The following is a 24,840-nucleotide window of genomic DNA, read 5'->3' as shown; positions in this document are numbered from 1 at the left end:
GGTCGGACGACCTGCTTCGCCCTCTAGTCACGCTTGCATGACCGCGCAATTGACCGCGGCGGCGGCCTCCGTTCAGCTTCGCGGGCCGCAGGCGTTGGTGGGGCCGTCGGTTTCCCAGAGCGCGGCGCCGCCCCCGGGGGCGCATTGGCCCGGCAGCGCCAGGGTGATCAGCTTGGACAGGGTGCGATCCTCGTTCTCGCCGTAGCCGATCTCCCCGACCATCCGGCCGGCCTTGTCGAACAGCCCGACGGTGGCGGAATGCTCCATCGTGTAGTCGCCGCCCGGAACCGGCACGCGCTTGTAGGCGACGTGATAGGCGTCGGCCATGCGCGCTACCTGCTCTGGGGTGCCCACCAAGCCGCGGATCCGCGGATCGAACGCGGTCAGGTACTCCCGCAGGCTCTCGGGCGTGTCGCGCTCCGGGTCGAGGCTGACGAACACGACGTTGATGCGGTCGGCGTCGCGGCCCATCCGGCCCAGCGCACCGGAGAGCGTCGTGAGCGTCGTCGGGCAGACCTCCGGGCAATGGGTGAAGCCGAAGAACAGGGCGGAGGGCTTGCCGCGCAGGTCGGCCTCGTTCACCGGGCGGCCGTCGAGATCCGCCATGGCGAAGCTGCCCCCGACCCGGCGGGGATGGCTGAACTGCGAGCTCTGCTGCAGAACGATCGCCCCCGTGCCGGTGGCGACCAGGGTGACGAGTGCGGCGGACGCGATGAGGGCGAGCGGGCTCGGTGCCATGCTTTGACCTGCGGCGGGAGCGTCGATGGGATCCATATGGGGTCGGGATCGCCCTGCGCGATCCCGCTGCGGCGATCCGGGAACTCACTTCTACGAGCCCGGTTTGCGGTACACCAGCGGCCGATGCTTCCCCTGCCAGAGCGGATGCAGCCGCGGCGGGGAAGACCTCCCGGTCGCGCCGACCCGGGCAGCCTTGCCGATACCGGTCTGCCCGGGCAGCCCCCAAGGGAGCCGCCCCGCATGGCCCAGCAGATTCCGGTCGATCCGAAGGCCCGCGCCGACGATCCGGCACGCGATGCCGAGCGGGACGATTCCACCCATGAGATCACCGGAGACGTCGCCTATCAGCGGCTCGTCCTCGTCAACGTCGTGTTCGTCGGCGCCCCCGGGGCCGGCGACCGCGGCTGGGTTCTGGTCGATGCCGGCGTGATGGGCGCCAAGGGCGCGATCAAGGCCGCGGCCGGAAAACGGTTCGGCGCCGGCGCGCGGCCCACCGCGATCGTGCTGACCCACGGCCATTTCGATCATGTCGGCGTGCTGGAGGATCTGGCCGAGGAATGGGACGTCCCGGTTTTCGCGCACGCGCTGGAGCGGCCCTATCTCGATGGCAGCGCATCCTATCCGGCACCCGATCCGAGTGTCGGCGGCGGCCTGCTGGGCCGCCTGTCGCCCCTCTTCCCGACGAAACCCGTCGACGTATCCCGCCGCCTGCAGGATCTGCCGGGGGACGGAGCCATCCCACCGATGGGAGGCTGGCGCTGGATCCACACGCCCGGCCACGCGCCGGGCCACGTCTCGCTCTGGCGCGAGACAGACCGCACCCTGATCGTCGGCGACGCCTTCGTCACCACGGCGCAGGAATCGGCCTACGCAGTGGCTTTGCAGGAGCCGGAGCTCCACGGTCCGCCGATGTATCTGACGATCGACTGGGGCGCGGCGCACCATTCGGTCCGAGCGCTCGCCGGCCTGGAACCTGAGCGCGTCATCACAGGCCACGGCCGCCCGCTTCAGGGTCAAGAGATGCGCCGTGCGCTCCACGCCTTGGCCGAGGATTTCGAACGCGTCGCGGTTCCCGAGCACGGACGTTACGTGGCGGCGCCTCTGCGGGCCGCCGACGGTTCGGCCTACGCGCCACCACAGTGAACGCCGCGCGCATACGGCGATGGGCTTCACCGAAGCCCCATCTGACCGTCTGGATATATAAAGATGGTCGCCCGCGCTGTCAGAGGGGCGCTGGGCAAGGTCGATATGGTCGGAGTGGCCGGACTTGAACCGACGACCCCCTGTCCCCCAGACAGGTGCGCTACCGGGCTGCGCTACACTCCGACGCCACGTGGGCCTGGCGCTCTTAGCCGTCGCGCCCTCCCCGCGCAAGCCCTTCACGGTGGATCGGCGGCGCTAGCCCTCTCCAGCCCGGGCGGGTACGGGGATCGTCTCCCGCTCTATTTCGCGCGCCGAGCCGCCTGCGCCACGCCAACGAGGACCATGACGGACCGACCGATCGCCTTCGATCTCACCCGCCTCGTCACGCGGCTGCGCCATGCGAGCCCGTCGGGAATCGACCGGGTCGATCTCGCCTATGCGCGCCATTTCCTGGGCCGGCCCGGGCCGGGTGTCGGCGTGGTTTCGACGGCCTACGGGCCGCGGGTCCTGGACCGCGCGCTGGCTCTGGGCATCGTGGAGGCGGTGGCGGCGGGCTGGGTCGAGGATCGGGACGCGCTCTCGGATTCGGTCTATCGTGGCCTCTCGGCGCGGCTCGGCGGCCCGGTGGCGGCCGCCCCATCGGCTCCGGCCGCGCGGACAGGCGGGCCACAACGCCGCCGGATCCAGGCCCGGACGGCGATCGACATCGCCCTGCGGGGGCGCCCCCTCACCGCCCTGCCCCGGGACGCCCTCTACCTGCACACCTCGCACCTGCGTCTCGACAAGCCCGGCCGGTTCGACTGGCTTTACGATCGGCGGGATGTGCGCGCAGCGTTCTTCGTCCACGACCTCATCCCGATCACGCATCCCGAATACGGGCGCGACGGCGAGGCCGACCGCCACCGGGTCCGGATGCGCACCATCGGCCGGCACGCCGCCGCGATCCTGGTCAACTCCGCCGATACCGGCGCCCGCACCCTCGATCATCTGGCGACCGAAGGGTTCGGCCGGCCTCCGGTGGCGGTGGGCCATCTCGGCGTCGAGCCGGCCTTCGGGCGCACCGGGCCGCGATTCCGACCGGACCGCCCGACCTTCCTGGTCTGCGGCACGATCGAATCGCGCAAGAATCACCTGCTGCTGTTCCAGCTCTGGCGCCGCCTGGCCGAGCGCCATGGGACCGTGACGCCGCGCCTGGTGGTGGTCGGGCGCCGGGGCTGGGAGGCGGAGAGCGCCATCGACATGCTCGAGCGCTGCCCCGGCGTCCGCGCCCATGCCGTCGAGGTCACCGGCCTTTCGACGCACGGTCTGGCTGCGCTGACCCGCAGCTGCACCGCGCTGCTGATGCCCTCGTTCACCGAGGGCTACGGTATCCCGATCGTTGAGGCGGCGGCCTCCGGCCTGCCGGTGGTGGCCTCGGACATTCCCGTCCACCGGGAGATCGCCGGCGTCTTCGCCCTGTTCCGCGATCCCCTCGACGGCCCGGGCTGGCTGGACGCGATCGAGGCGCTCGCCCGCCCGGACGCTCCGCTCAGGGCTGAACTCGCCGGCCGCCTCGACGGCTACGCGCCGCCGAACTGGGATGGCCATTTCGCGGCAATCGCACCGACGCTGGCGGCGATCTGAACGGACCCGACGTCAGCACCGCGAGTTGCGCCGCCCCGGCCTGACGAATAAGGGAAAGCGTCAGCCTTAAAGGCCGACCCCGGTTGGACGTTACGGAGATCCTGTCGATGCAGGTGGTCGATCTCGATCGCGAGACGGTCAAGCGCGGGTTGAGTGACAGCACAATGCTGATCATCGACGTGCGCGAGGACCATGAATACGAGGCCGGGCACATCCCCGGCGCCGTCTCGCATCCGCTCTCCACGTTCGATCCGCAGGCCGTGGCGGCCCTGATCGCCGCCGATGGCCGTAGGCCGGTCCTGTCGTGCGGGTCGGGCGTCCGGTCGGTCAACGCGTTGATGGCCGCACAGAACGCCGGACTCGACATCTCGGAGCACTACAAGGGTGGCTTCAAGGATTGGTACGCGGCCGGCGAAGCATTCGAGTAGCCGTTTAAAACAATCCGCCCTGTTCGGGGCGCGATGTGCGCTCTCGCACAAGAAGCAGGAGGGCGCGCGGGTTAGGGCGCGTCTACCAAGGACGCTATCGTCAAGCTCGGTTCGACCGACCGGTCGGCCAACGGACAGCAGGACCCGATGCGCAGCCGGCTTTCCAGCCTCTTCCCCGTGCTCTCCGGTCTTGCTGCCGGCGTTCTGCTCGCGGGTCCCCTGGCACCGATCGCTCACGCCCAGGCACCCGGCGGCCCGCCGCCGAAGGTCACCGTGGCCAAGCCGGTGGTTCGCGAGATCGTCGAGCAGGACCAGTATACCGGCCGCTTCGATGCGATCGAGTATGTCGAAGTCCGCGCCCGGGTTACCGGATACCTGGAGAAGATCAACTTTACCGACGGCCAGACGGTGAAGAAGGGCGATCTGCTGTTCGTGATCGACCGGCGCCCCTACAAGGCGGCCTTGGAGCAGGCCCAGGCCGCCCTCGCTTCCGCTAAGGCCCGCCAGTCCTTCTCGCAGACCGACTTGGAGCGCGCCCAGACCCTGTCCCGGAGCGGCAACATCTCCGAGCAGGTGACCGACCAGCGCCGGCAGGCCTCGCTGACCGCCCAGGCCGACGTCGACAGTGCCCAGGCGGCGCTGAACAACGCACAGCTCAACTACGATTTCAGCGAGGTGAAGGCACCGGTCAACGGCCGGATCAGCCGGCGGCTCGTCACCGAGGGCAACATCGTCAGCGCCGACCAGACGATGCTGACCACGATCGTGTCCCTCGACCCGATCTGGTTCAGCTTCACCGTCGATGAGAAGTCCTTCCTCAAGTATCAGAACAGCCTCGGCATCGGCATGGGCCAAACCCAGCAGGGCAAGGGCGTGCCGATCATGATATCCCTCTCCGGCGAGGCGAAGCCGACCCGCAAGGGCACCCTCGACTTCGTCGATAACCGCGTCGACAACGCCACCGGCACGATCCTGCTGCGCGCCACCGTCCCGAACGCCGACCAGTACATCAAGCCCGGCCTGTTCGGCATCGTTTCGATGCCCGCCACCAAGCCGTTCCAGGGCGTGATGATTCCCGACGAGGCAGTGGCCGCCAACCAGGACAAGCGCATCGTCTACGTGCTCGGGCCCGACAACGTGATCCAGCAGAAGGACGTGGTGCTGGGTCCGAAGGTCGACGGCTACCGGGTGATCCGCAGCGGTCTGAAGGGCGACGAGACCCTGGTGGTCAACGGCATCGCCCGCGTCCGCCCGGGGGCCAAGGTGACCCCGGAGACGGTCGAGCTGCCCCCGAGCAAGACGTGAGCCTGATCAGCTCGACACGATTGCATGCGTGCGCGCCGCGCCGCGTGCGCCGCACCGACGACGCAGGGCCCCGACCGGGTGACCGGCGGGCCTCAGAGGTTTGACCGATGCGTTTCGCCCATTTCTTCGTCGATAGGCCGATCTTCGCGTCGGTCACGTCGATCGTCTTCCTGATCCTCGGCTTCGTCGCCTACGAGAGCCTTCCGGTCTCGCAATACCCCGAGATCGTGCCGCCGACCGTGACGGTGCGTGCCTCCTATCCGGGCGCCAACGCCGAGACCGTCGCCGCCACGATCGCGACACCGATCGAGCAGGAGGTCAACGGCGTCGACAACATGCTGTACATGACGTCGTTGTCGACCAACGACGGCAACATGCTGCTGACCGTGACCTTCAAGGTCGGCACCAACCTCGATATCGCCAACGTGCTGGTGCAGAACCGGCTCTCGGTGGCGCAGCCGCGCCTGCCGCCGGACGTGCGCAACCTCGGCGTCACCGTGCGCAAGGCCTCGCCCGACCTGATGCTGGTCGTGCACCTGCTCTCGCCGAACAAGACCTACGACCAGAATTACCTCGCCAACTACATCTACCTGAACATCCGCGACGAGCTGCTGCGCCTCGACGGCGTCGGCGACATCACGGTGTTCGGCGGTAACGAGTACGCCGAGCGGATCTGGGTCGATCCGAACAAGCTCGCTGCCTACGGCCTCTCGGTCACCGACGTCACCACGGCCCTGCAGGAGCAGAACGTCCAGGTGGCCGCCGGCCAGCTCAACGGTCCGCCCGCGGCCAAGGGCGAGGCCTTCCAGCTCGTCGTCCAGTCGCAGGCCCGCTTCAAGACGCCGGAACAGTTCGCCGAGGTGATCATCAAGGCCCAGGACGGACGCCTCGTCCGGGTCAAGGACATCGCCCGCGTCGAGATGGGCCAGAAGGACTACACGACCAACTCCTACCTCAACGACACGCCCGCGGTGGGCATCGGCGCCTTCCAGCGGCCGGGCACCAACGCCCTCGAGGCGGCGACCTCGGTCAAGCAGGTGATGGAGACGGTCAAGAAGAACTTCCCGCCGGATGTCGAGTACCGCATCGCCTACAACCCGACCGAGTTCATCGAGGAGTCGATCCAGGAGGTCTACAAGACCCTGTTCGAGGCGGTCGGCCTCGTGGTCATCGTGGTGCTGGTGTTCCTGCAGAGCTGGCGGACGGCCCTGATCCCGGTGATCGCGATCCCGGTGTCGCTGATCGGCACCTTCGCGGCGATGGCGGCCTTCGGCTTCTCGCTCAACAACCTGACCCTGTTCGGGCTGGTGCTCGCCATCGGCATCGTGGTCGACGACGCGATCGTGGTGGTGGAGAACGTCGAGCGCAACATGGCCGAGGGGCTCTCGGCCGGCGATGCCGCGCACAAGACCATGGACGAGGTCGGCGGCGCGGTCATCGCCATCGCTCTGGTGCTCGCCGCGGTGTTCGTGCCGACCGCGTTCATCCCGGGCATCTCGGGCCAGTTCTACAAGCAGTTCGCGCTCACGATCGCGGCCTCGACTCTGATCTCCGCGTTCAACTCGCTCACCCTGTCCCCGGCTTTGTGCAAGCTGCTGCTCGTGCCGCACCATGCGCGCAAGGAGCCGAAGTTCTTCCTGACCCGGTTCGTGAACTGGCTCGCCAACGGCTTCAACCGCGCCTTCGACGCCACGTCGAACGCCTACGGCCGCACGATTCGGGTCCTGACCGGCGGGTTCGTCGGGTTGGCGGCGATGCTGCTGGTCTATGCCGCGGTGATCGCCGGCACCCTGCACCTCGCCCAGACGACGCCAACGGGGTTCATTCCGGACCAGGATCAGGGCTATCTGATCGGTGTCGTTCAGCTGCCTTCCGGCTCCTCGCTCGATCGCACCACCGACGTGATCCTGCGGGCCGCCAAGCAGGCTAGGACGGTGCCGGGTGTCGCCAACGCTGTGATCATCGCGGGCTTCGACGGAGCGACCTTCACCAACACCACCAATGCCGGCGTGATGTTCCTCACCCTTACGGGGGCGAAGGAACGCGCTGGTCAGGGGCGCAGCGCCGGGGTGATCACCGGCGAGGTGCTCAAGGCGACCTCCGACATCCAGGAAGCCCGCGTCATCGTGATTCCGCCCCCGCCGGTGCGCGGTCTCGGCAACGGCGGCGGCTTCAAGATGCAGATCGAGAGCCGCCAATCCTCGGAGATCGGTCCGCTGATGGCCGCCGCCGGCGAAGTGATCGGCCAGGCGAACCAGAGCGCGGATGTGCAGCGCGTTTTCACGACCTTCGACAACGCGACGCCGCAGCTCTTCCTCGACATCGACCGCACCATCGCGCGGATGCTGAACGTGCCGCTCGCCAACGTGTTCTCGTCGGTCCAGGCGGATCTCGGCGGCACTTACGTGAACGACTTCAACACCCTGGGCCGCATCTACCAGGTGCGCCTGCAGGGCGATGCCGCCTTCCGCTCGTCGATCCAGGACATCTCGCAGATCAAGGTGCGCTCCTCCACGGGCGCACTGGTGCCGATGGGCACGCTCGCCTCGGTGCGCGACGTGACCGGCCCACAGATCGTTCAGCGGTTCAACCTCTACTACTCGGTCCCCATCCAGGGCGTGGCCAAGCCCGGCGTCTCGACGGGACAGGCCCTGACCGCCATGGAGGAGATCGCCAAGAAGGTGCTGCCCGACGGCTACGCCTACGATTGGACCGAGATCGCCTTCCAGCAGAAGGCCGCGAGCGGCACCGCCGGCGCCGTCTTCGCCCTGGGTGTGCTGCTGGTCTTCCTGGTGCTGGCCGCGCAGTATGAATCCTGGGCGCTGCCGCTGGCGATCCTGTTGGTGGTGCCCACCGGCGTGCTCGCGGCGCTCGCCGGCGTGCAGTTCCGGGGTCAGGACAACAACATCCTGACCCAGATCGGCTTGATCGTGCTGATCGGCTTGGCTGCCAAGAACGCGATCCTGATCGTCGAGTTCGCGCACGATATCGAGCAGCGCGAGCACCGGGGCCCGGTCGATGCGGCGGTGGAAGCCTGCCGGTTGCGCCTGCGCCCGATCCTGATGACCGCCTTCGCCTTCATCCTCGGCACCCTGCCGCTGGTGATCGCCACCGGCCCCGGTGCCGAGATGCGCCAGGCGCTGGGCACCGCGGTGTTCTTCGGGATGATCGGCGCGACCTTCTTCGGCCTGTTCCTCACGCCGGTCTTCTACGTGGTGATCCGCCACTTCTCGCTCTGGCTCGGCCGCCTGCGCGGAAAGTCATCGCATGGCGACCATGGCGGGGCGGCCCCGGCCCACGGCTGAGGCGGGACGCCGTTCTGCCGGCGACCGAAAGATCGCTCACTTTCCAAGCCGCGCCCGACCCTGACCGGTCCGGCGCGGCTTTGTTTTACGAAGGCCTGCCGTCTTCGGTGTAGAAGCCTGCCATGCACGTCCTCGGCCGCCTGCTCCTCGGAGCCTTCGCCCTCCTACTCGCCGTCCCGGCCGGCGCCGCGATCCTCGTGCTCGCGCTCCTCGTCGACCCGACGGCTAATGCCTGGCTCACCGGCGGGGCGCTCGCGGGCGTGGACATGGCCCTGTCCGATCTCTCAGCCGGGCTCCCGCCGGAAGGGCTGGCCCTCCTGATCGCCGGCCTCGCCCAGGCCCTGTTCGTCCTGCTGTTCGTGCCGCCAGCCCTGGTCGGGTTCGCCGGGGAGATCTTCGCGCGCCGCGGCTTCCTCTGGTACGGCGCCGGGGGCGGCCTGCTGACCGCCGCCCTGCCCTGGCTGGCGCGCGGTGCCGTCCGTCCTGAGGCGACGGGCGCCGCTCCGGGCCTTTTCGCCGCCGAGGCGCGCCTGACGCTGATCCTGTTCATGGTCGGCGCCAGCGCCAGCCTGATCTACTGGATGGTCGCGGGACGCAGTGCCGGGTTCGCGCGGCCCATACGGCATACCGGGGGCGCATGAACGTTTGGTCCGGCGTCGGACCGTCCACGCTTGGCCGCGGGCGCCTCTGCGCGCTAGAGGAAGACCGCCACGAAGCGGATTCCGATGCTCGCCCTGCGCTCCCTCGCTTTCAACGTCTGCTTCTACGCCATGACCACGCTGCTGGCGCTCGGCGGCTTGCCCACGCTGGTCTCCCGCCGCGCGGTGCTGCAGCTGGCCCGGCTCTGGGGACGCCTGACCCTGTGGCTGCTGCGCAGGGTCGCCGGCATGCAGGTCGAGTTCCGCGGCCTGGAGAACATCCCGAAGGGGCCGCTGCTGGTGGCGGCCAAGCACCAATCGGCTCTGGAGACCCTGGCGCTCTGTACGGTTTTCCCGGAATTCGCCTACATCCTGAAACGTGAGTTGCTGCTCATCCCGCTGATCGGGTGGTACCTATCCCGCAGCGGCATGGTGGCGATCGACAGGTCCAAGGGTGCCCGGGCGATGAGCCTGATGAACGCGGCGGCGGCCGACGCCATCCGGGAGGGCCGCCAGCTCATTATCTTCCCCGAAGGCACCCGCCGTGCGGTGGGCGCGCCGCCCGCCTATAAGCAGGGTCTGTCACACCTCTACACCGCCCTGAAGGTGCCGTGCCTGCCGGTGGCGCTGAATACGGGACAGTTCTGGGCGCGCAACAGCCTGATGCGCCGGCCGGGCACGGCCGTGATCCACTTCCTGGAGCCGATCCCCCCGGGCATGGACCGCCAGGAATTCCAGGCGCTGGCCCAGGAACGTCTGGAGGTGGCGTCCAACGCCCTGCTGGCCGAAACCCCGAAGGCCGTTGCCGCCGATGCGGGTGGGGCGTCGGCCAAGGAGGCCCCGGCCGGGGCGGCTCAGCGCCGCTGATGCATTGCCGGGCGTCGGAGCGTTTTTGCCAGCGCCAGCATGACGATGGGCCGGTTCGCAGCTTGTGGATAACTCCCGCGATCACCACATCCTTCCTCAGGAACATTGTGCTTGACGCCTGTGGATATCGCGCGGTAGGTTGGAACAAATGGCGAACAGAAGAGCCCTGTCCTGGTCGGCCGCGCTTCGCGACCTGAAGGACGATCGCACGCGGAGACAGGATGTGCGTGAAGAACGCCTCAAGACCACCGCTGGCCTGCGCGGCACGCCGGCCCTCCCGCTCTCGGCTTGGCGCGGGCGCTCGGGACGGCGCTACGTGGTCGGGGTCCATCCGGCCGGCGCCTTCGATCTCGAGGAGATGGCGGAGGCCGTGGTGATCGCCGTGCGCCGTGACGACACCGGCATCGCTGAAATGGTTTCGGTGGCGACCTCGAACGAGAGCCCGCGCGACCATCTCCGGCGGACCTGGCTCGACCGCGTGCGAACCCGCGGCGCCACCGAGTTGCACGTGCATCGCCTGGCCGACGATGCGGCAGAACGGGTGGCGATCGTCAACGACCTGCAGCTCGATACGATCGAGCCGGCCCAGGCCTGATCGGGAAATCGCGTCTGGAGGGGCGGATCCGTCCGCCCCACCGTCGACCGACTCCGGCACCGCCCCAGTTTCGCCCCGTGCATGGCCTCAAGGCGAGGGCTGTGACGCCCAAGCCGGGACTGATGACGGGGAGCGGAGTGCATGGATCAGGATCGGACGCAGCCGGGCCGTGATGGGCAGGCCTCGCTGGCGCAGACGGCGCGCCGGTTCCGGCTCGGGCTGTTCCTTCCCTATATCCTGCTCGCCTTGCTTGTGGTCGCTTGGTCGATCGCCTGGTTCTGGATCCGGGGCCGTGCCGCCACCGAGATCGATGGCTGGATCGCCCGCGAGGCAGCTGCGGGCCGCAACTGGGCCTGTGCCGACCGGTCGCTCACCGGCTATCCGTTCCGGATCGAGCTGCGTTGCAGCGCCGTCACCCTCGAACGGTCCGACGGCCGCTTCCGCCTCGGCCCCTCCACCGCGGTGGCGCAGATCTACCAGCCGCGCCTAGTGTTGTTCGAGAGCGCCGGCCCGTTCCATGTCGAACAGGGCGCGCTGACCGGTGATGCGTCCTGGGGCAAGCTCCAGGGCAGCGTCCACGGGGCGTCGGACGGGTTCACCCGCGCCTCGCTGGTGGTGGACGGCCCGAACGTCACCGTTACCGGCGCCGATCCGGGTCCGATCGCGATCGCGGGCCAGCATCTGGAGCTGCATGCGCGGCCGACCCCGGGCCGGTACGAATCGGAGGGCGCAATCGATGTGAGCCTGCAACTCGCTCAGGCCGCCGTGCCGCAGCTCGACGCGCTCACCGGCAATCCTGCCCCCGCCGACCTGTCCCTCGACGCGACGCTCACCCAGGCCACCGTCCTGCGGACCGGGCCGGTACCGCGGGAGCTCGAGCGCTGGCGCCAGGCGGGCGGAACGCTCGATCTCGCGGCGCTGTCGCTGGCCAAGGGCGCACAGCGCGTCCAGGCCAAGGGCACGCTCGCTCTGGACGATGCTCACCGCCCGGTCGGGCAGCTCGATCTGCGGGCGGCCGGGGTGGATGCTCTGATCGGCAGCGTCGTGGGTCAGCGCTTCGGATCGGAGAAGGGGGCACTCATCGGCCAGTTGGTCGGCGGCCTGCTGGGGTTGGGACGGCAGCCCGGGCCGGACGCGCCGGCGGACACGGCACCGCTCAAGCCCTTGCCGCCGCTGAAGTTCGTCAATGGGCGGATCGTGTTCAGCGGCTTCCCGATCCCGAACCTCTACCTGCCGGTCCTGTACTAGATCGGCTACAAGGATCCCATGTCAGCCCCGACCCTTTCGGCCCGCGTCAAGATCTGCGGGCTCAGCACGCCGGAAACCGTCGACGCGGCGCTGAAGGCCGGCGCCGACTGGATCGGGCTCGTGCACTTTCTTCGAAGTCCCCGCCACGTAACCTTCGAACAGGCTTCGAAGCTGGCAGCGCAGGCCCGCGGACGAGCCGAACGCGTCGTCCTCCTGGTCGATCCGGACGATGCTCTTGTGCGCGCGGCGGTCGAGGCTGTGGATCCGGACCTGATCCAGCTGCACGGGCGCGAGCGCCCGGAGCGGGTGGCGGCGATCCGTGCGCTCGCTGGACGGCCGGTGATGAAGGCGATCGGCGTCGCGACCCGGGCCGATCTCGAATCGATCCCGGCCTACGACGCGGTGGCTGACCGAATCCTGCTCGATGCCAAGCCGCCGGCCGGCGGCGGGCTCCCCGGGGGGAATGGCCACCGATTCGATTGGGCGATCCTGGCCGATGCCGTCCTGCCCGCCGGGACCATGCTGTCGGGCGGATTGGACGCCGGCAACGTCGGTGGGGCCTTGATCCGCACCGGGCTCGGCGCAGTGGACGTGTCGTCGGGGGTCGAATCGGCGCCCGGCCTCAAGGATCCGGAGAAGATCGCGGCCTTCGTGGCGGCCGTGCAGGCCGCACGCTGACTGCGTCTGCTCAGCGCGGCGCCGGCAAGGCGGTGCGGCCGGTATTGGGTACCGTGTAGGCGGTGCCCTGCGTCTCGCTCTCCGGGGCGTAGGCGCGCAGACGGTTGGCCTCACGCTCGTAGCGGGTCGCCTCCCGGCGATGGTAGCGGACATTCGCCCGGGTCTTACCCTGGCCCAGCCAGGTGAAGACGCCACCGACCACGATGCCGAGCGCCACCGCGCCGAACAGGATTGCGTAGAGCGGCAGGTTCACGCTGAACACCGGCGCATCCGCATTGAACGGGTCGAAGGACAGCGGGACCGGTGCCCGGTTGGCGACCGCCAGCAGGATCACCAGGGCGGCGATCGGCAGCAGCACGAGGCTTTTCAGGAAACGGATCATCGCACTCACAGACCTCTTCCTACTCGGCCGCCGACGCGCTTTCGCCGATGCCCGCGGCGTTGAGGCGCTGGCGCATCTCCTTCCCGGTCTTGAACACGGGAATCGCCTTCTCGGACACGGCAACGGCCGCGCCTGTGCGTGGGTTGCGTCCCTTCCGCGCTTCTCGGCGCTTCACCGAGAAGGCGCCGAAACCGCGCAGCTCCACCCGGTCGCCCCGGGCCAGCGCATCCGAGATGGTGTCGAGGATCGCGTTGACCAGGATTTCGACGTCGCGCTGGTAGAGATGCGGGTTCTGCTCGGCGATCTTGAGGACGAGCTCCGACTTGATCATGGCGTCTGGTCTTCTCGGGGGATCGGGGCGGGCGACTGGAGCTGCCGTCTCCGGCGGGGCGCTCAGGGCTCCGGGCGCCAGAGAACGAGCAGGCCGCCATTCGCGGTCTCGGCCTGGGTGCCGACGGCCCGCAACCGCCCGGCGAGCCCATCGAAGCCCAGCAGGTCCGCGCCGACGCCGGCGGCCGACCAGAGCGAGAAATCGCCCTCCTTGCTGGGCTTCCAGTCCTTGATCGGCAGGTCCTTCGCGACGCCCCGATTCGCCTCCAGCCACGCCACGGCCTGGCGCTCGCCGCCCAGCTCGTCCACCAGCTTCAGGGGCACGCTCTGGCGGCCGCTGAACACCCGCCCATCAGAAACGACGGCGAGCTGGCCGGGATCCATGCCCCGACGCTCGGCGACCAGGCCCTTGAACCACGCATAGGTGTCGCCGACCACGGCCGCCAGGGCGGCGCGCGCCTCCGGGGTGGTGGGCGTGAAGCCCGAGGGCTCGGCCTTGAGCGGCGAGGACTTCACCGATTCGACCTTCACGCCGACCTTGTCGAGGAGGCCCGAGAGGTCGGGGTACTGAAACAGCACGCCGATCGACCCGACCAGGCTGGTCTCACGGGCGACGATGTGGTCGGCCGCGATGGCGGTGATGTAGGCGCCCGAGGCCGCGGTGCCGTCCACGAAGGCCACGATCGGCTTCTTGGCGGCCAGCGCCCGCAGGTTGCGGAAAATCTCTTCGGAACCGGTGGTGGTGCCGCCCGGCGAGTTGATCGAGACGACCACGCCCTTCACGGCGTCGGAGTCGCCGACCCGCTTCATCAGCTTGGCGGTCGATTCGCTGCCGGCGATGAAGCCCGAGACGGAGATGCGGGCGATCTGCGGGCCGACCGCGAAGGCGCCGTCGGCGCCGGCCCGGACCCGGTAGCCCAACGCCCCCACGGCCACGATCAGGCCGCCGATCCCGAGCACCCGCCACAGGGACAGCCTGCGGCGCAGGCGCCGGCGGTCGATCAGCAGTTCGGCGTCGGCTGCCATGCGGTCGCTTCCCTTCGCCTCCCCGGATCGCCCCCGTGACGGGGTGCGGGGGCGAGGCCCCGCGCCGGGCAAGTCCTTGGTTTCCTTTACCTCGCGCGGCCGGAGCCGCCCGAGGCCGGTGTTCTAGAGCATTTTCCGCGGGCCTGGATATGGGCCGCGCGAAGAAAATGCGGCAGCCTCGGGCCGACCCTCAAGCCAGACTGTCTTCGACTGCCTCGTGCAACGACGATCCGGCCGTTTCTGAGGGAAGAACCATCGGCTGCGGGGGAGATCCCGAGTGATCCCGCGCCGGTCGCCGGCCGCCGCGTCGGGGGCGCTCATGAAGCGCCGCGCGCGAACAGGGCGACGACGTCGTGGGGCGTGCCATCGCCGAAGAACCGCGCGAGATTCGCCGCGGCGGCGGTGGCGACCGCGGTGCTGCGGGGAAACAAATCTCGCTCGTAGGTGGTGAGTGCGGCGTCGCGATCCTCGGGCGTCGCGACCAGGGCCCGGGCGAGTTCCGCCCCGTCGGTCAGGGCGAGGTTCGCCCCCGCGCCCGAGAACGGCGACATGAGGTGCGCGGCATCGCCGAGAAGCGTGACGCCGGGGACGGGCTCCCAGCGATGATCGGCCGGCAGCGCGTGGATGAGCCGCAGGATCGGGTCGGTGTCGCTGTGCCCGACGAGGGCGGTGAGGTGCGGCGCCCAGCCCGCGAATTGCTCCGCGATGCGGGCGAGGGTCCCGCACCCATCCCGGACGTCGAGAGCGGCGAGCCAGTCTGCCGGCTTCCGCAGGGCGGCGTAGACGTGCAGCGTCCCATCGGCATATCGGTGCGCGAGGATGCCTCGGCCCGGGGCGAGGGCCATCAGCGTGCCGGTGCCGATCATCTCCGCGCTGTCCCGATGTCGCGCGGCTCCGTCGATCAGGCGCGTCTCCACGAACGCGATGCCGGTATAGGCGGGATGCGCCCGCGTGAGCCGCGGGCGGACCTTGGACCAGGCGCCGTCCGCACCCACCAGCAGGTCGCACGTGACGGTCGCGCCGTCGGCGAAGGCGATCGCGTGGCGTCCGGCAGCGCGGGCGGTGACGGACACCACCGTGCGGCCCCATCGGATCGTTTCGGGCGGCAGCGAAGCGATCAGCAGCTGTCGGAGGTCGCCGCGACCGATCTCCGGGCGGCGGCCCGGGGGATTGCCGGGGCTGTCGAACAGGACGGCGCCATCCGCACCGACGATGCGCTTCGCGTCCTCTCCGGGGCGGATGCGGGCGAGGAAGCCCTCGAACAGCCCGGCGGCCTTCAGCGCGGCCTGGCCGGTGTCCTCATGAAGGTCGAGCAGACCACCCTGGGCCCGCGCCTCCGCGGACGGTTCGGCTTCGTAGATCGTGGCTGCGATGCCTTGGAGATGGAGGATACGGGCCAGCACGAGACCGCCGAGGCCCGCGCCGATGACGGCGATCGCCTGTCGCATGGGTGCGCTCCTGCGACCGCAGGTTCACAGCGCCCCGGGCGTTGCTGGCTGCGGCGCCCGACAGGGTCGGGCTGCTCTTCCGGAGACGCTGGCCGAGCGGCGTGACTTCCGCGATCGGCCTGTGTGCGACGGCCCGAAACCGGGCCGCCGTTTTTCGCGACAATCGTCAGCGTACCGCGCGGTCCCGGGTCGGACAACCGGCTCCGGTCCGCGCAAGGTCAACCCCTCTGCCCGCATCCGCCCCGTGGTGCGCCCCGCTTCGACAAGGCACAAAAGAAAACCCGCGCGGGACAGGTGTCCCGCGCGGGTTTTCTGATCGATCCGAAGCCGCCGCCCGGTCGAGCCGGGCGGCGAGGTGCGGAACGTCTTAATCTTCGTCGGTGCGCTTCTTGTTGAAGGCCGCGCCGAGGATGTCGCCGAGCGATGCGCCGGAATCGGCGGAGCCGAACTGGGCCATCGCCTCCTTCTCCTCGGCCACTTCCAGGGCCTTGATTGAGACCTGGACGCGGTGGGCCTTGCGGTCGAACTGCACGACCCGGGCATCGAACTTCTCGCCGGCGGCGAAACGCTCGGGGCGCTGGTCGCCGCGGTCGCGGGCGAGTTCGGCGCGGCGGACGAAGGTGGTCATATCGGTGTCGACGATCTTCACCTCGACGCCCGAATCCTTCACCTCGACGACTTCGCAGGTGACGATCTGACCCTTCTTGATCTCGCCGGCCTCAGCGAAGGGGTCACCGCCGAGCTGCTTCACGCCCAGCGAGATCCGCTCCTTCTCGACGTCGACGTCGAGAACCTGGGCGCGGACCATGTCGCCCTTCTTGAACTCCTCGATGACCTGCTCGCCGGGACGGTTCCAGTCGAGATCCGACAGGTGGACCATGCCGTCGACATCGCCCTCAAGGCCGATGAACAGGCCGAACTCGGTCTTGTTCTTGACCTCGCCTTCGACCTCGGAACCGACCGGGTGCTTCTCGGAGAAGGCCTCCCAGGGGTTCTGCAGGGTCTGCTTGAGGCCCAGCGAGATACGGCGCTTGACCGGATCGACTTCCAGGATCTGAACCTCGACCTCCTGGGAGGTGGAGACGATCTTGCCCGGATGGACGTTCTTCTTGGTCCAGCTCATCTCGGAGACGTGGATCAGGCCCTCGATGCCCGGCTCCAGCTCCACGAAGGCGCCGTAATCGGTGATGTTGGTCACGCGGCCCTTGAGCTTGGCGCCCTCCGGGTAGCGGGCGGCGATGCCCTCCCACGGATCGGCGAGCAACTGCTTGATGCCGAGCGAAATGCGGTGCGTCTCGTGGTTGATCTTGATGATCTTGACCTTGACCGTCTGGCCGATGGTGACGACCTCGGACGGATGGTTCACGCGGCGCCACGCCATGTCGGTGACGTGCAGCAGGCCGTCGATACCGCCGAGATCGACGAAGGCGCCGTACTCGGTGATGTTCTTGACGACGCCGTCGATGACCTGACCCTCTTCGAGGTTGGCCACCAGCTCAGAGCGCTGCTCGGCGCGGCTCTCCTCGAGCACGGTGCGGCGCGACACGACGATGTTGCCGCGGCGGCGATCCATCTTGAGGATCTGGAACGGCTGCGGGGTGCCGAGCAGCGGGGTGACGTCGCGGACTGGGCGGATATCGACCTGCGAGCGCGGCAGGAACGCCACGGCGCCGTCGAGATCGACGGTGTAGCCGCCCTTGACTTGGTTGAAGATCGTGCCGGTGACGCGGTCGTTGTTCTCGAACGACTTCTCGAGCTTGACCCAGCTCTCCTCGCGGCGCGCCTTGTCGCGCGAGATCACGGCTTCGCCGAGCGCGTTCTCGATCCGGTCGACGTAAACTTCGACCTCGTCGCCGACCTTCAGCTCGCCTTCGCGGCCCGGGCCAGTGAATTCTTTCAGTGCGACACGGCCTTCCGTCTTGGCGCCGATGTCGATGACGGCCACGTCCTTCTCGATCGCGACGACGCGACCCTTGACGACGGACCCTTCGGTGATCTCGTGTTCGAGGAAGCTTTCCTCGAGGAGGGCGGCGAAATCATCGCGGCTCGGGCCACGCCCCAGAGCGGTACCTGCGGACATTCTCTCTCCTGAACGGCCCCCGGCGGAGGCCCTTTGCGTCGGCGGCTCGCGTTGCACACACCCCCGGTTCGCCGCGGCCGCTCCCGAAACCTTGAGGGAGAGGCGGCCGGTCCCGCGGGATCCGGCTTGCCGACGCGTCGATACGGATGACGAGGGCGATCCAGCCGGCGACGCGGCGGCGCCAAAATGAGCGCGCGCGAGCGGAATCCGGGAGGACGCGCGCTGCATACAGCATCGGCTGTACGACTTCAACCGAGCGGGTTTCCCGGCAACGGACGCTGTTTGATGGGGCTGTCCTATCAGGATGGGCTGGCTTGGCCGGCTGCCGATACGGTGTTCGACCGGGCGCTCAGAAGGCCCCCTCACCGCGCCGTCGCGAGCGGAAATACCCGTCGCTGGATGTGGCGCGGGTCCTCTCGCCCGTGCGGGCTACGACGTTCACACAACGGTTTTTGGAAGGCGCGACGCGCGCTCCTTCTCCTTGAGGGAGGAGGTGGGGGTGGCTCAGAAGGCACCGCTGCGCCTCATCCGGCGCCACCCCCCACCCCTGACCCCTCCCCGCAAGGGGGAGGGGAAACGCGTTTTCTTTCAGAGACTTGCGGTAGAGCTTTTCGTGGTTGTGAATCCGCTAGCCCGCACGGGAGAGGGAGCCTGTCGCGACTTGCCTCGAACGGGCGCGTCACCGGCAGGGCTGCATATCCCTTGCGCTGCTCTCGCCCTCAAAAGCGGGACCGCTCCAGTCCCCCCAATCAGGCAGCCTGGGCCAAAACGGCCTGCTCTTCATCAACCTCATCGGTGTGGACGTCGAACCGTACCAGGTAGGCGGTCCCGAAACTGGTGGTCAGGGCGCAGTCGGTGGCGTCGCGGCCCCGGGCCATGACGATCCGGGCAATCCGTGGCCGGTTGTGCCGGGCGTCGAACGTGTACCAACGTCCGCCTTCGGGACCTTCGAGGTAGACCTCGAACCACGCCGAGAAATCCATTGGCGCCGGGTCCTTCGGCACGCCGATATCGCCGAGATAGCCGGTGGCGTAGCGGGCCGGGATGTTCATGCAGCGGCACAGGGTGATCGCGAGATGGGCGAAGTCCCGGCAGACGCCGACCTGCTGGGTGTATCCGTCGAAGGCCGTGCGGGTGGCGTCGGCCTGCTGGTAGTCGAACCGCAGACGATTGTGGGCGAAGTCGACGATCGTCTGCACCCGCGCCCAGCCCTCCGGGGCGCCGCCGAACAGCGACCAGGCAATGCCAGAGAGCTTGTCGGTGTCGCAGTAGCGCGAGCCGAGCAGATACGGCAGCACGTCGTCCGGCAGGTCCTGGACCGGAATCTGTCGCGCCTCGGGCGCCTGCACGTCCGGCAACCCGCTATCGGCGATGGTGAAGTCGGCCGCCATGGTGATCCGGCCGCCGGGGGCGACGATCCGGGTGCAGACATTGCCGAAGGCGTCGACGGACTGGTGCGCTGCAACCGGCGGATCGAAGGTGATCACCTCCGGGGTGACGAGGTCGCTCCGGCGCTCGGGGCGCACGTTGAGCAGCAGGTTCATCGGCGTCGGGCCGAAGGTGTCGAAGGCGATGGTGAAGCCGGTGCGGACGTGCATCGTGAGGAACCGTGGACGAAGCCAGCACCGAGCGGCGCTGTCGGGTGGGCGCATGTAGTAATGGGGCCTAAAATACTCAGGCGGCGCAGTGGTTCCGCCCTGTATGCCAGTTGTTGGCTGTTGGCCTGCTCGAATTTGCGGCAGCTGGTGCCTCCCGGCCCACGGCGCTGCTGGCCCTGCGCGATCGTCGCGCAGCCCTGCCGTGCCCGGCGCCATGTTGCGTCGCACAGGGCAGGCTCGTATCGCTGCCGCCGATCAAAGACCCGCGGGCCGGGCCGCGCGCTGGCGTGCGGGCTCCGGTCCGCCGCCGGACGAACGACGCCCATGACCCTCGACAAGCTCTCCCTGCCCAAGGACAAGATCCGGGTCCTGCTGCTCGAAGGCATCAACGACAGCGCCGTCGCGCTGATGCAGGCCGCCGGCTACACCAACCTGACCCGGCTGCCGAAGGCGCTCGACCGGGAGGCCCTGCACGAGGCGCTCCAGGGCGTGCACATGCTCGGCATCCGCTCGCGCACGCAGCTCGACGCGGCGGCCTTCGCGGCGGCGGACCGGCTGCTGGCGGTGGGCTGCTTCTCGGTGGGCACCAATCAGGTCGAGCTGGAGGCGGCGCGCCATCGCGGCATCCCGGTGTTCAACGCGCCGTTCTCCAACACCCGCTCGGTGGCGGAGCTGACCATTGGCGAGATCGTGATGCTGCTGCGCCGGATCGTGCCGCGCTCGGTGGGCGCCCATGCCGGCCGGTGGGACAAGTCGGCGGCGGGCTCCCTGGAGGTCCGCGGCAAGACGCTCGGCATCGTCGGCTACGGCAATATCGGCACGCAGCTCTCGACGCTTGCCGAGGCGATGGGCATGCGGGTGCTGTTCTACGACCACACCGACAAGCTCCGCCACGGCAACACCGAGCCGACCAAGACCCTGCACGACCTGCTCGGCCAGTGCGACGTGATCTCGCTGCACGTCCCTGAGACCGACGCCACCGCCAACATGATCGGCGCAGCCGAGATCCGGGCGATGAAGCCGGGCGCGTTCCTGATCAACAACGCCCGCGGTACGGTGGTGGATCTCGACGCGCTGGCCGCGGCCCTGCGCGACGGCCACCTCAAGGGCGCGGCCATTGACGTGTTCCCGGTGGAGCCCGGCTCCAATGCGGAAGCCTTCGTGAGCCCGCTTCAGGGCCTCGAGAACGTGATCCTCACGCCGCATATCGGCGGCTCGACCGAAGAGGCCCAGGAGCGCATCGGTGCCGAGGTCGCCCGTAAGCTCGTGGACTATTCCGATATCGGTTCGACGGTGGGCGCCGTGAACTTCCCGCAGGTCCAGCTGCCGGCCCGGCCGACCGGCACGCGCTTCATCCATGTCCAGCGCAATCTGCCGGGCATGCTCGGGCGGCTGAACGACGTATTCTCCCGCGGCCACGTCAACATCGCGGCGCAGTTCTACCAGACCGATGGCGAGGTCGGTTACGTGGTGCTGGAGACCGACGCCACCGATGCCGATGCCGAGGCTTTGCTCACCGAGATCCGCGCCATCCCGGGCACGATCCGGGCACGCCTGCTCTACGAGCGCCGGTGAACCGCCTCGATTTCGCGTCGGCCGCATCGAACGCGACGGCTGTTGCCGCGTTCGCCTTGCGCGGCGGCGCCAGGCGCTGTTCAAGTCGTGCCCGACCGCTTTGCTGATGGATCGGCCGGTCGGCGGAGGATGTGCGGTGACGAAGCGTATTGGATGCGGATTGGCCGGCCTCGTGCTCGGTCTCGCCGGGACGATCGCGGTCGTCTCCGATGCGTCCGCGGATTGCCTGCGCCGGATCTACAACCGCTCGACCTACGTGCTGGTCGCACGTCAGGACGGTGGTCCGCCCGCGACCCTGCTGCCGGGCCAGTCCCTGCCGGTGCGGCTGTCGCGGCCCGGCCAGATCGCCATCTCGGCCTATTGCGGGCTTCCGGGCTCCGGTGCCGGCCCCGTCACCCAGGCCAGCTTCGATTACGAGGCCGTGCTCGACCGCTGCTTCATCCGGTTCGGAAGCGACGAGTTCTTCGCCTCGCAGCTCGGCCGCGGCTTCTTCGGCACGCAGGAGACCGCACCGTTCACGGTCAACAACCCGAAACAGGGCGATATCGTCCTCGGCCCGTCGGCCCTGCCCGTGTGCCGGGTGCCGAACGCGGTGCTCAGCCGGCGCGGCTGAGCAGGCGGGGTCGTCCTCCGAACGCGGGCGACCGCCGTTTGGGATGATACTCTAGAGAAAATGCCGGAAGACCACCCGCCGGTCCTCGGGGGCGCCCGGCGGGGGTGAGGCCGCCGGCGCCAGGAACGGGCTGGCCAGCCGCAGCGCGATCAGGCTGAGAGCCGCGAGCGCCGGGGCGACGTATCGGAACGGGCGAGCGAACATGAGCGCCTCCGTCGCGGCGTCGCCGATCCAGGCGATGACCCGGGTGCAGCCCTGCAGCGTGGACAGAGCATCGCACTGCAGAGCGGGATGCGGCGTGTTGAAGCGCACATGGGTTACGTCAAGGCGGCTTACCGATGCCCACGGCTCTCGGCCCGCACGCGCCCGACGCTTCGATCCATCCGGGTTACGGACCTCCGATTGCGTCCGCAGCGTCGCTGGCGCCCGCCGGTGCACGCTCCTATGGTGGTCCTTCTGCGGAAGTCTCGCCGCGCACGCCGCGACGGTGCTTCCCTCGCCGAACCAACAGCGTGAACGAGGACGCGCGTATGCTGACCCAGACTGGCAACTCGATCCTGCGGGGGGAGCTCGGCGTCGAGGAGACCATCGAATCCGACAACATCGTCCGGTGGGACGGCGACCGGCTCTATGTCGAGCAGGACGTGTTCCACAACGGCCAACTCGTCCACCGCAAGTACCGGCGCACCGTGACCGAGCCCGTGGCCCAAGCGCTCTGGGCCATTATCAACCGGTCCAAGCAGTGAGGTTCTACGGTTAAAGTCTTGCGCCACGGGTTCGGGGCGCAGGCGTTTTCGGGGGGCGCGACGAGCCTTCATCCCCCGCAGGCCGCGTGACATAGAACATCGCCACGCGCGCTCCTCCCCCTCGTCGGGAGGAGCGGGAGGTGGGGGTGGTTCAGGAGGCATCATTGCGCCCCATCCCGGACCGACCCCACCGCTGGCCCCTCCCCGCAAGGGGTGAGGAGAAACACGCGTCGTTGTCCGTGCCGAAGGCTGATACGCGACCTGTGAAGCGCTGAGCCCGCTGGGGCGACCAGACTGGGCCGCCCGCGTCGGAGCCGGCCCCGCCTCCCCTATGCCGCCACGGCGTTCAGGGGCGCGGCCGCCGAGAGCGGCTCCGTCTGGATCGCGTCGAGGCGGCTATGGGCATTGCCGAAGGCGCTCCGGAGCGTCGTGCTCGCATCCTCCACCGCCACCAGCACCGCCAGCTTCTGGCTCGCGGCGCGATCCGCGATGCTGCGGGCGGCCGAGAGCAGGGATTGCTCCAGGCTCTGGAACTCCGCTGCGGCCTCCTTGCCGGTCTCACGGGTGGCCGCCGCCAGACGCTCGAGCGCCGCCTCGAGGGCATGACGCAGGACAAGCGTGCGCACGCGCTCCTGAAGGAGCGCCCTCTCGTCGAGTTTCATCAGATTGGGTCCGCCACTGGGAACGCAGGGAAGATCTCATACTTCCCCGGACCCCGCAGCCACCTTTTTGCAACAGCGCAATACTGTTTCTCGATCCGCAGGGTGTTGCCCGAGGGCTCGGATCGTTGCTGATCTTTGGTGTGACTTGGATTTTTACCAATAACATTCAAGATTTAACGGGCTGTTTGCCCTGTTTGTGGACCGTTCGACTGGAATCGCGCCGGCATCGAGGCGTGTCGGCCGCAGCGGATTCAAATGGAAGGTGGATATTCGCTGCTTCCTCACAACCACGCGAACGCGGCGTCGACCGGATGACTGGGGCTTTCGGCGCGCGATCCCCAGGCGTTTTGGGCGCGTGGATCGCTTCGCCGTGCGCCAGGACGGTCGCGCGGGACGGACCCGTCGGACAGCCGTTAGTACGGTGTCCCGGCCTGCCGCCGCGCGCGCAGGGCCTCGGCGTACCAAGCCAACTCGTCCAGGAACTTGGCGGCCGCCGTGTCGATCCAGGCGTCCGTCGGCGTACCGGCCTCGTCCAGCACCTTCTGGAGGCGCGGGATCGGCAGGAGCGAGGGGATGCTGGGCATGCCGAGTTCGGCGAGCATCGCCCGGAGCGGCATCGCCGCGCGGACTCCGCCGAACTGTCCGGCCGAGTAGCAGCAGATCGCCGAGGGCCGCCAGTAATACTCCTCCAGGAAGTGGTCGAGTGTGTTCGACAAAGCCGGCGGAACGCCGTGATTGTACTCGGCCGAGACCACCAAGAAGGCATCGGCACCGCGGTAGAGCTGGGCGAGGCGCTCCAGCGGCTCCGGGGCGGTGCCGGCCGGGTATTCCTTGTACATGCGGTCGAGGAGCGGGAGGCCGAGCTCGGCCGGATCGACCAGCGGGGCGACGTGGCCGCGCGCCTCGAGCCGGGCGATCAGGAACCGCGCCGCCCGGAGGCCGATGCGGTCCGAGCGGACGCTGCCGAGGATGACCGGAACGGTGAGAGGCATGGCGATCTCCGATCAGTGCGATCAGGTCTTGGATGTGGCCGTCAGCGCTGTGGCGGCCAAGCCGACCGGTCCGGTGGTCGCGTAGGCGGCGATCGCCTTCGTGACCTGCTGAAGCAACGATTGCAGGCCGTCCTCGATCCCGCTGAACGGGTTCGTCGCGCCGGCCGCGGTGCCGGAGGTCGAAGCGGCCGCCGTGCCGTCGCCGGTGGTCGGGGTCGCGCCCGTGGCGTTCGCGGTATCGGGCGCCACCGGACGAACGTGCGAACCGCGATGATGGTGGACCGGCGCGGCAGTCTGCGCGTCCTGGCCGTCCTCCGCGCCGGGATCGGCGCTGGATTGCTCGGTGATGCTCGACGCGCTGCTGGGCGGGGCAAAGCCGCCCTGGGCGCTAATCTGGCTGTAATCGGACTGCACCTGCAGCAGCGAGGCCATCAGGTCGCTCGACAGGGCCGGGCCGGAGGCGGTGCTGCCGGAGGCTTTCGCCGTGCCGGTCGATGCGCTCGCCCCCTGGCTCGCTGCTGCGAACGCGTTCGCGTCGGTCTGCGGCGCGGAGGCCGACCGCGTCTGCCGCAGGGCGCTGATGAGGTCCCGCTGGAGGCTGCTGCTCGTGACCGAACCGACCGACATGATACGTCCTCGCGAAGTCCTTCTGTGGGAGCAAGCACGGCGCGGTCCAGAATTTTACCAATGATTTCAAGGGCCGAAATGAGGATCGGGCCGGCAGGATCGGCCGCGCGGCAGATTTTGCCGGTGTTGGAGCGGTGTCTTGGCGTTCACGACCGGTTAGCGGCGCATCCCCTTCTCCTTGCGGGCTCGCGGC

At 68.9% G+C, this 24,840-nt stretch carries 24 protein-coding genes and 1 tRNA gene; 13 read left to right on the top strand and 12 right to left on the bottom strand.

The annotated features are described in order from the left end of the window. Positions 1 to 72: 72 nt before the first annotated feature. On the bottom strand, positions 73 to 738 hold the full coding sequence (locus MKK65_RS08755; protein ID WP_243957065.1) for an SCO family protein: 666 nt from the start codon (positions 736 to 738) through the stop codon (positions 73 to 75). A 240-nt stretch (positions 739 to 978) separates the two neighbouring features. On the opposite strand from MKK65_RS08755, the gene MKK65_RS08750 reads away from it, so the two are divergent. Continuing rightward, a complete protein-coding gene (locus MKK65_RS08750) occupies positions 979 to 1,881 on the top strand; it encodes an MBL fold metallo-hydrolase (RefSeq protein ID WP_243957063.1) in 903 nt (300 codons plus the stop codon). Between the two features lie 106 nt (positions 1,882 to 1,987). Here the strand turns inward: MKK65_RS08750 and MKK65_RS08745 are convergent. Next, positions 1,988 to 2,064 (bottom strand) — tRNA-Pro (locus MKK65_RS08745). A 159-nt stretch (positions 2,065 to 2,223) separates the two neighbouring features. Here MKK65_RS08745 and MKK65_RS08740 point away from each other — a divergent pair. The 9 genes from MKK65_RS08740 (at position 2,224) to MKK65_RS08700 (ending at position 12,568) form a co-directional block, all read left to right on the top strand. Further along, on the top strand, positions 2,224 to 3,504 hold the full coding sequence (locus MKK65_RS08740; RefSeq protein ID WP_243957061.1) for a glycosyltransferase family 4 protein: 1,281 nt from the start codon (positions 2,224 to 2,226) through the stop codon (positions 3,502 to 3,504). Positions 3,505 to 3,611: 107 nt separating this feature from the next. After that, a complete protein-coding gene (locus MKK65_RS08735; protein WP_243957118.1) occupies positions 3,612 to 3,932 on the top strand; it encodes a rhodanese-like domain-containing protein in 321 nt (106 codons plus the stop codon). Positions 3,933 to 4,079: 147 nt separating this feature from the next. Continuing rightward, on the top strand, positions 4,080 to 5,237 hold the full coding sequence (locus tag MKK65_RS08730; RefSeq protein WP_058191479.1) for an efflux RND transporter periplasmic adaptor subunit: 1,158 nt from the start codon (positions 4,080 to 4,082) through the stop codon (positions 5,235 to 5,237). A gap of 107 nt (positions 5,238 to 5,344) precedes the next feature. Further along, the gene (locus MKK65_RS08725; RefSeq protein WP_058191478.1) at positions 5,345 to 8,542 is read left to right on the top strand and encodes an efflux RND transporter permease subunit; all 3,198 of its coding nucleotides are present in this window, start codon (positions 5,345 to 5,347) and stop codon (positions 8,540 to 8,542) included. Between the two features lie 122 nt (positions 8,543 to 8,664). Then, complete coding sequence (locus tag MKK65_RS08720; RefSeq protein WP_243957059.1) at positions 8,665 to 9,183, top strand: hypothetical protein; 519 nt, start codon at positions 8,665 to 8,667, stop codon at positions 9,181 to 9,183. 84 nt (positions 9,184 to 9,267) lie between these two features. Next, complete coding sequence (locus MKK65_RS08715; RefSeq protein ID WP_243957057.1) at positions 9,268 to 10,047, top strand: lysophospholipid acyltransferase family protein; 780 nt, start codon at positions 9,268 to 9,270, stop codon at positions 10,045 to 10,047. A gap of 148 nt (positions 10,048 to 10,195) precedes the next feature. Next, on the top strand, positions 10,196 to 10,642 hold the full coding sequence (locus MKK65_RS08710; protein ID WP_058191475.1) for a hypothetical protein: 447 nt from the start codon (positions 10,196 to 10,198) through the stop codon (positions 10,640 to 10,642). 141 nt (positions 10,643 to 10,783) lie between these two features. After that, positions 10,784 to 11,890, top strand: a complete 1,107-nt coding sequence (locus MKK65_RS08705; protein WP_243957055.1) for a DUF2125 domain-containing protein — start codon at positions 10,784 to 10,786, stop codon at positions 11,888 to 11,890. Positions 11,891 to 11,908: 18 nt separating this feature from the next. After that, positions 11,909 to 12,568: a phosphoribosylanthranilate isomerase gene (locus MKK65_RS08700; protein WP_243957053.1), complete on the top strand. Its 660-nt coding sequence runs from the start codon at positions 11,909 to 11,911 to the stop codon at positions 12,566 to 12,568. 10 nt (positions 12,569 to 12,578) lie between these two features. Here MKK65_RS08700 and MKK65_RS08695 read toward each other — a convergent pair whose 3' ends face one another. The 6 genes from MKK65_RS08695 to MKK65_RS08670 form a co-directional block, all read right to left on the bottom strand. Beyond that, on the bottom strand, positions 12,579 to 12,950 hold the full coding sequence (locus MKK65_RS08695) for a LapA family protein (protein WP_058191472.1): 372 nt from the start codon (positions 12,948 to 12,950) through the stop codon (positions 12,579 to 12,581). A 19-nt stretch (positions 12,951 to 12,969) separates the two neighbouring features. Further along, complete coding sequence (locus tag MKK65_RS08690; RefSeq protein WP_007559930.1) at positions 12,970 to 13,281, bottom strand: integration host factor subunit beta; 312 nt, start codon at positions 13,279 to 13,281, stop codon at positions 12,970 to 12,972. Between the two features lie 62 nt (positions 13,282 to 13,343). Beyond that, on the bottom strand, positions 13,344 to 14,306 hold the full coding sequence (gene sppA / locus MKK65_RS08685) for a signal peptide peptidase SppA (RefSeq protein ID WP_243957052.1): 963 nt from the start codon (positions 14,304 to 14,306) through the stop codon (positions 13,344 to 13,346). A gap of 317 nt (positions 14,307 to 14,623) precedes the next feature. Then, positions 14,624 to 15,754, bottom strand: coding sequence for an FAD-dependent oxidoreductase (locus MKK65_RS08680; RefSeq protein WP_243957051.1), 1,131 nt, complete (start codon positions 15,752 to 15,754; stop codon positions 14,624 to 14,626). Between the two features lie 367 nt (positions 15,755 to 16,121). Then, positions 16,122 to 17,834, bottom strand: a complete 1,713-nt coding sequence (gene rpsA / locus MKK65_RS08675; protein ID WP_058191469.1) for a 30S ribosomal protein S1 — start codon at positions 17,832 to 17,834, stop codon at positions 16,122 to 16,124. A gap of 749 nt (positions 17,835 to 18,583) precedes the next feature. After that, a complete protein-coding gene (locus MKK65_RS08670) occupies positions 18,584 to 19,432 on the bottom strand; it encodes a transglutaminase-like domain-containing protein (protein WP_243957050.1) in 849 nt (282 codons plus the stop codon). Positions 19,433 to 19,756: 324 nt separating this feature from the next. Between MKK65_RS08670 and serA the strand changes: the two genes are divergently transcribed. Beyond that, positions 19,757 to 21,007, top strand: a complete 1,251-nt coding sequence (serA, locus tag MKK65_RS08665) for a phosphoglycerate dehydrogenase (protein WP_058191462.1) — start codon at positions 19,757 to 19,759, stop codon at positions 21,005 to 21,007. 136 nt (positions 21,008 to 21,143) lie between these two features. After that, positions 21,144 to 21,620 carry a hypothetical protein gene (locus tag MKK65_RS08660; RefSeq protein ID WP_152997451.1) on the top strand — a complete coding sequence of 159 codons (477 nt, stop codon included), beginning with the start codon at positions 21,144 to 21,146 and terminating at the stop codon, positions 21,618 to 21,620. 51 nt (positions 21,621 to 21,671) lie between these two features. On the opposite strand, the gene MKK65_RS08655 is transcribed toward MKK65_RS08660, so the two are convergent. Then, the gene (locus tag MKK65_RS08655; RefSeq protein WP_243957049.1) at positions 21,672 to 21,932 is read right to left on the bottom strand and encodes a hypothetical protein; all 261 of its coding nucleotides are present in this window, start codon (positions 21,930 to 21,932) and stop codon (positions 21,672 to 21,674) included. Positions 21,933 to 22,150: 218 nt separating this feature from the next. On the opposite strand from MKK65_RS08655, the gene MKK65_RS08650 reads away from it, so the two are divergent. Continuing rightward, entirely contained in the window at positions 22,151 to 22,366 is a 216-nt protein-coding gene (locus tag MKK65_RS08650; RefSeq protein ID WP_058191465.1) for a hypothetical protein, read from the top strand. A 329-nt stretch (positions 22,367 to 22,695) separates the two neighbouring features. On the opposite strand, the gene MKK65_RS08645 is transcribed toward MKK65_RS08650, so the two are convergent. The 3 genes from MKK65_RS08645 to MKK65_RS08635 all read right to left on the bottom strand — a co-directional run bounded on the left by MKK65_RS08645 (position 22,696) and on the right by MKK65_RS08635 (position 24,647). Then, complete coding sequence (locus MKK65_RS08645; RefSeq protein WP_243957048.1) at positions 22,696 to 23,028, bottom strand: hypothetical protein; 333 nt, start codon at positions 23,026 to 23,028, stop codon at positions 22,696 to 22,698. A 413-nt stretch (positions 23,029 to 23,441) separates the two neighbouring features. Beyond that, positions 23,442 to 24,020, bottom strand: a complete 579-nt coding sequence (locus MKK65_RS08640) for an NADPH-dependent FMN reductase (protein ID WP_243957047.1) — start codon at positions 24,018 to 24,020, stop codon at positions 23,442 to 23,444. A 21-nt stretch (positions 24,021 to 24,041) separates the two neighbouring features. Further along, positions 24,042 to 24,647, bottom strand: a complete 606-nt coding sequence (locus tag MKK65_RS08635; protein ID WP_243957045.1) for a cell wall anchor protein — start codon at positions 24,645 to 24,647, stop codon at positions 24,042 to 24,044. Positions 24,648 to 24,840 lie beyond the last annotated feature (193 nt).

This window comes from Methylobacterium sp. J-001, from assembly GCF_022829565.1.
Classification (GTDB): Bacteria; Pseudomonadota; Alphaproteobacteria; order Rhizobiales; family Beijerinckiaceae; genus Methylobacterium.
Note: the sequence above shows the minus strand (reverse complement) of the source record. Positions and strands in the feature narration are given on the sequence as shown.

Coding starts and splice junctions, on each gene's coding strand:
- MKK65_RS08755 (WP_243957065.1), bottom strand. CDS start 738: ATGGCACCGAGCCCGCTCGCCCTCATCGCGTCCGCCGCACTCGTCACC.
- MKK65_RS08750 (WP_243957063.1), top strand. CDS start 979: ATGGCCCAGCAGATTCCGGTCGATCCGAAGGCCCGCGCCGACGATCCG.
- MKK65_RS08740 (WP_243957061.1), top strand. CDS start 2,224: ATGACGGACCGACCGATCGCCTTCGATCTCACCCGCCTCGTCACGCGG.
- MKK65_RS08735 (WP_243957118.1), top strand. CDS start 3,612: ATGCAGGTGGTCGATCTCGATCGCGAGACGGTCAAGCGCGGGTTGAGT.
- MKK65_RS08730 (WP_058191479.1), top strand. CDS start 4,080: ATGCGCAGCCGGCTTTCCAGCCTCTTCCCCGTGCTCTCCGGTCTTGCT.
- MKK65_RS08725 (WP_058191478.1), top strand. CDS start 5,345: ATGCGTTTCGCCCATTTCTTCGTCGATAGGCCGATCTTCGCGTCGGTC.
- MKK65_RS08720 (WP_243957059.1), top strand. CDS start 8,665: ATGCACGTCCTCGGCCGCCTGCTCCTCGGAGCCTTCGCCCTCCTACTC.
- MKK65_RS08715 (WP_243957057.1), top strand. CDS start 9,268: ATGCTCGCCCTGCGCTCCCTCGCTTTCAACGTCTGCTTCTACGCCATG.
- MKK65_RS08710 (WP_058191475.1), top strand. CDS start 10,196: ATGGCGAACAGAAGAGCCCTGTCCTGGTCGGCCGCGCTTCGCGACCTG.
- MKK65_RS08705 (WP_243957055.1), top strand. CDS start 10,784: ATGGATCAGGATCGGACGCAGCCGGGCCGTGATGGGCAGGCCTCGCTG.
- MKK65_RS08700 (WP_243957053.1), top strand. CDS start 11,909: ATGTCAGCCCCGACCCTTTCGGCCCGCGTCAAGATCTGCGGGCTCAGC.
- MKK65_RS08695 (WP_058191472.1), bottom strand. CDS start 12,950: ATGATCCGTTTCCTGAAAAGCCTCGTGCTGCTGCCGATCGCCGCCCTG.
- MKK65_RS08690 (WP_007559930.1), bottom strand. CDS start 13,281: ATGATCAAGTCGGAGCTCGTCCTCAAGATCGCCGAGCAGAACCCGCAT.
- sppA (WP_243957052.1), bottom strand. CDS start 14,306: ATGGCAGCCGACGCCGAACTGCTGATCGACCGCCGGCGCCTGCGCCGC.
- MKK65_RS08680 (WP_243957051.1), bottom strand. CDS start 15,754: ATGCGACAGGCGATCGCCGTCATCGGCGCGGGCCTCGGCGGTCTCGTG.
- rpsA (WP_058191469.1), bottom strand. CDS start 17,834: ATGTCCGCAGGTACCGCTCTGGGGCGTGGCCCGAGCCGCGATGATTTC.
- MKK65_RS08670 (WP_243957050.1), bottom strand. CDS start 19,432: ATGCACGTCCGCACCGGCTTCACCATCGCCTTCGACACCTTCGGCCCG.
- serA (WP_058191462.1), top strand. CDS start 19,757: ATGACCCTCGACAAGCTCTCCCTGCCCAAGGACAAGATCCGGGTCCTG.
- MKK65_RS08650 (WP_058191465.1), top strand. CDS start 22,151: ATGCTGACCCAGACTGGCAACTCGATCCTGCGGGGGGAGCTCGGCGTC.
- MKK65_RS08645 (WP_243957048.1), bottom strand. CDS start 23,028: ATGAAACTCGACGAGAGGGCGCTCCTTCAGGAGCGCGTGCGCACGCTT.
- MKK65_RS08640 (WP_243957047.1), bottom strand. CDS start 24,020: ATGCCTCTCACCGTTCCGGTCATCCTCGGCAGCGTCCGCTCGGACCGC.
- MKK65_RS08635 (WP_243957045.1), bottom strand. CDS start 24,647: ATGTCGGTCGGTTCGGTCACGAGCAGCAGCCTCCAGCGGGACCTCATC.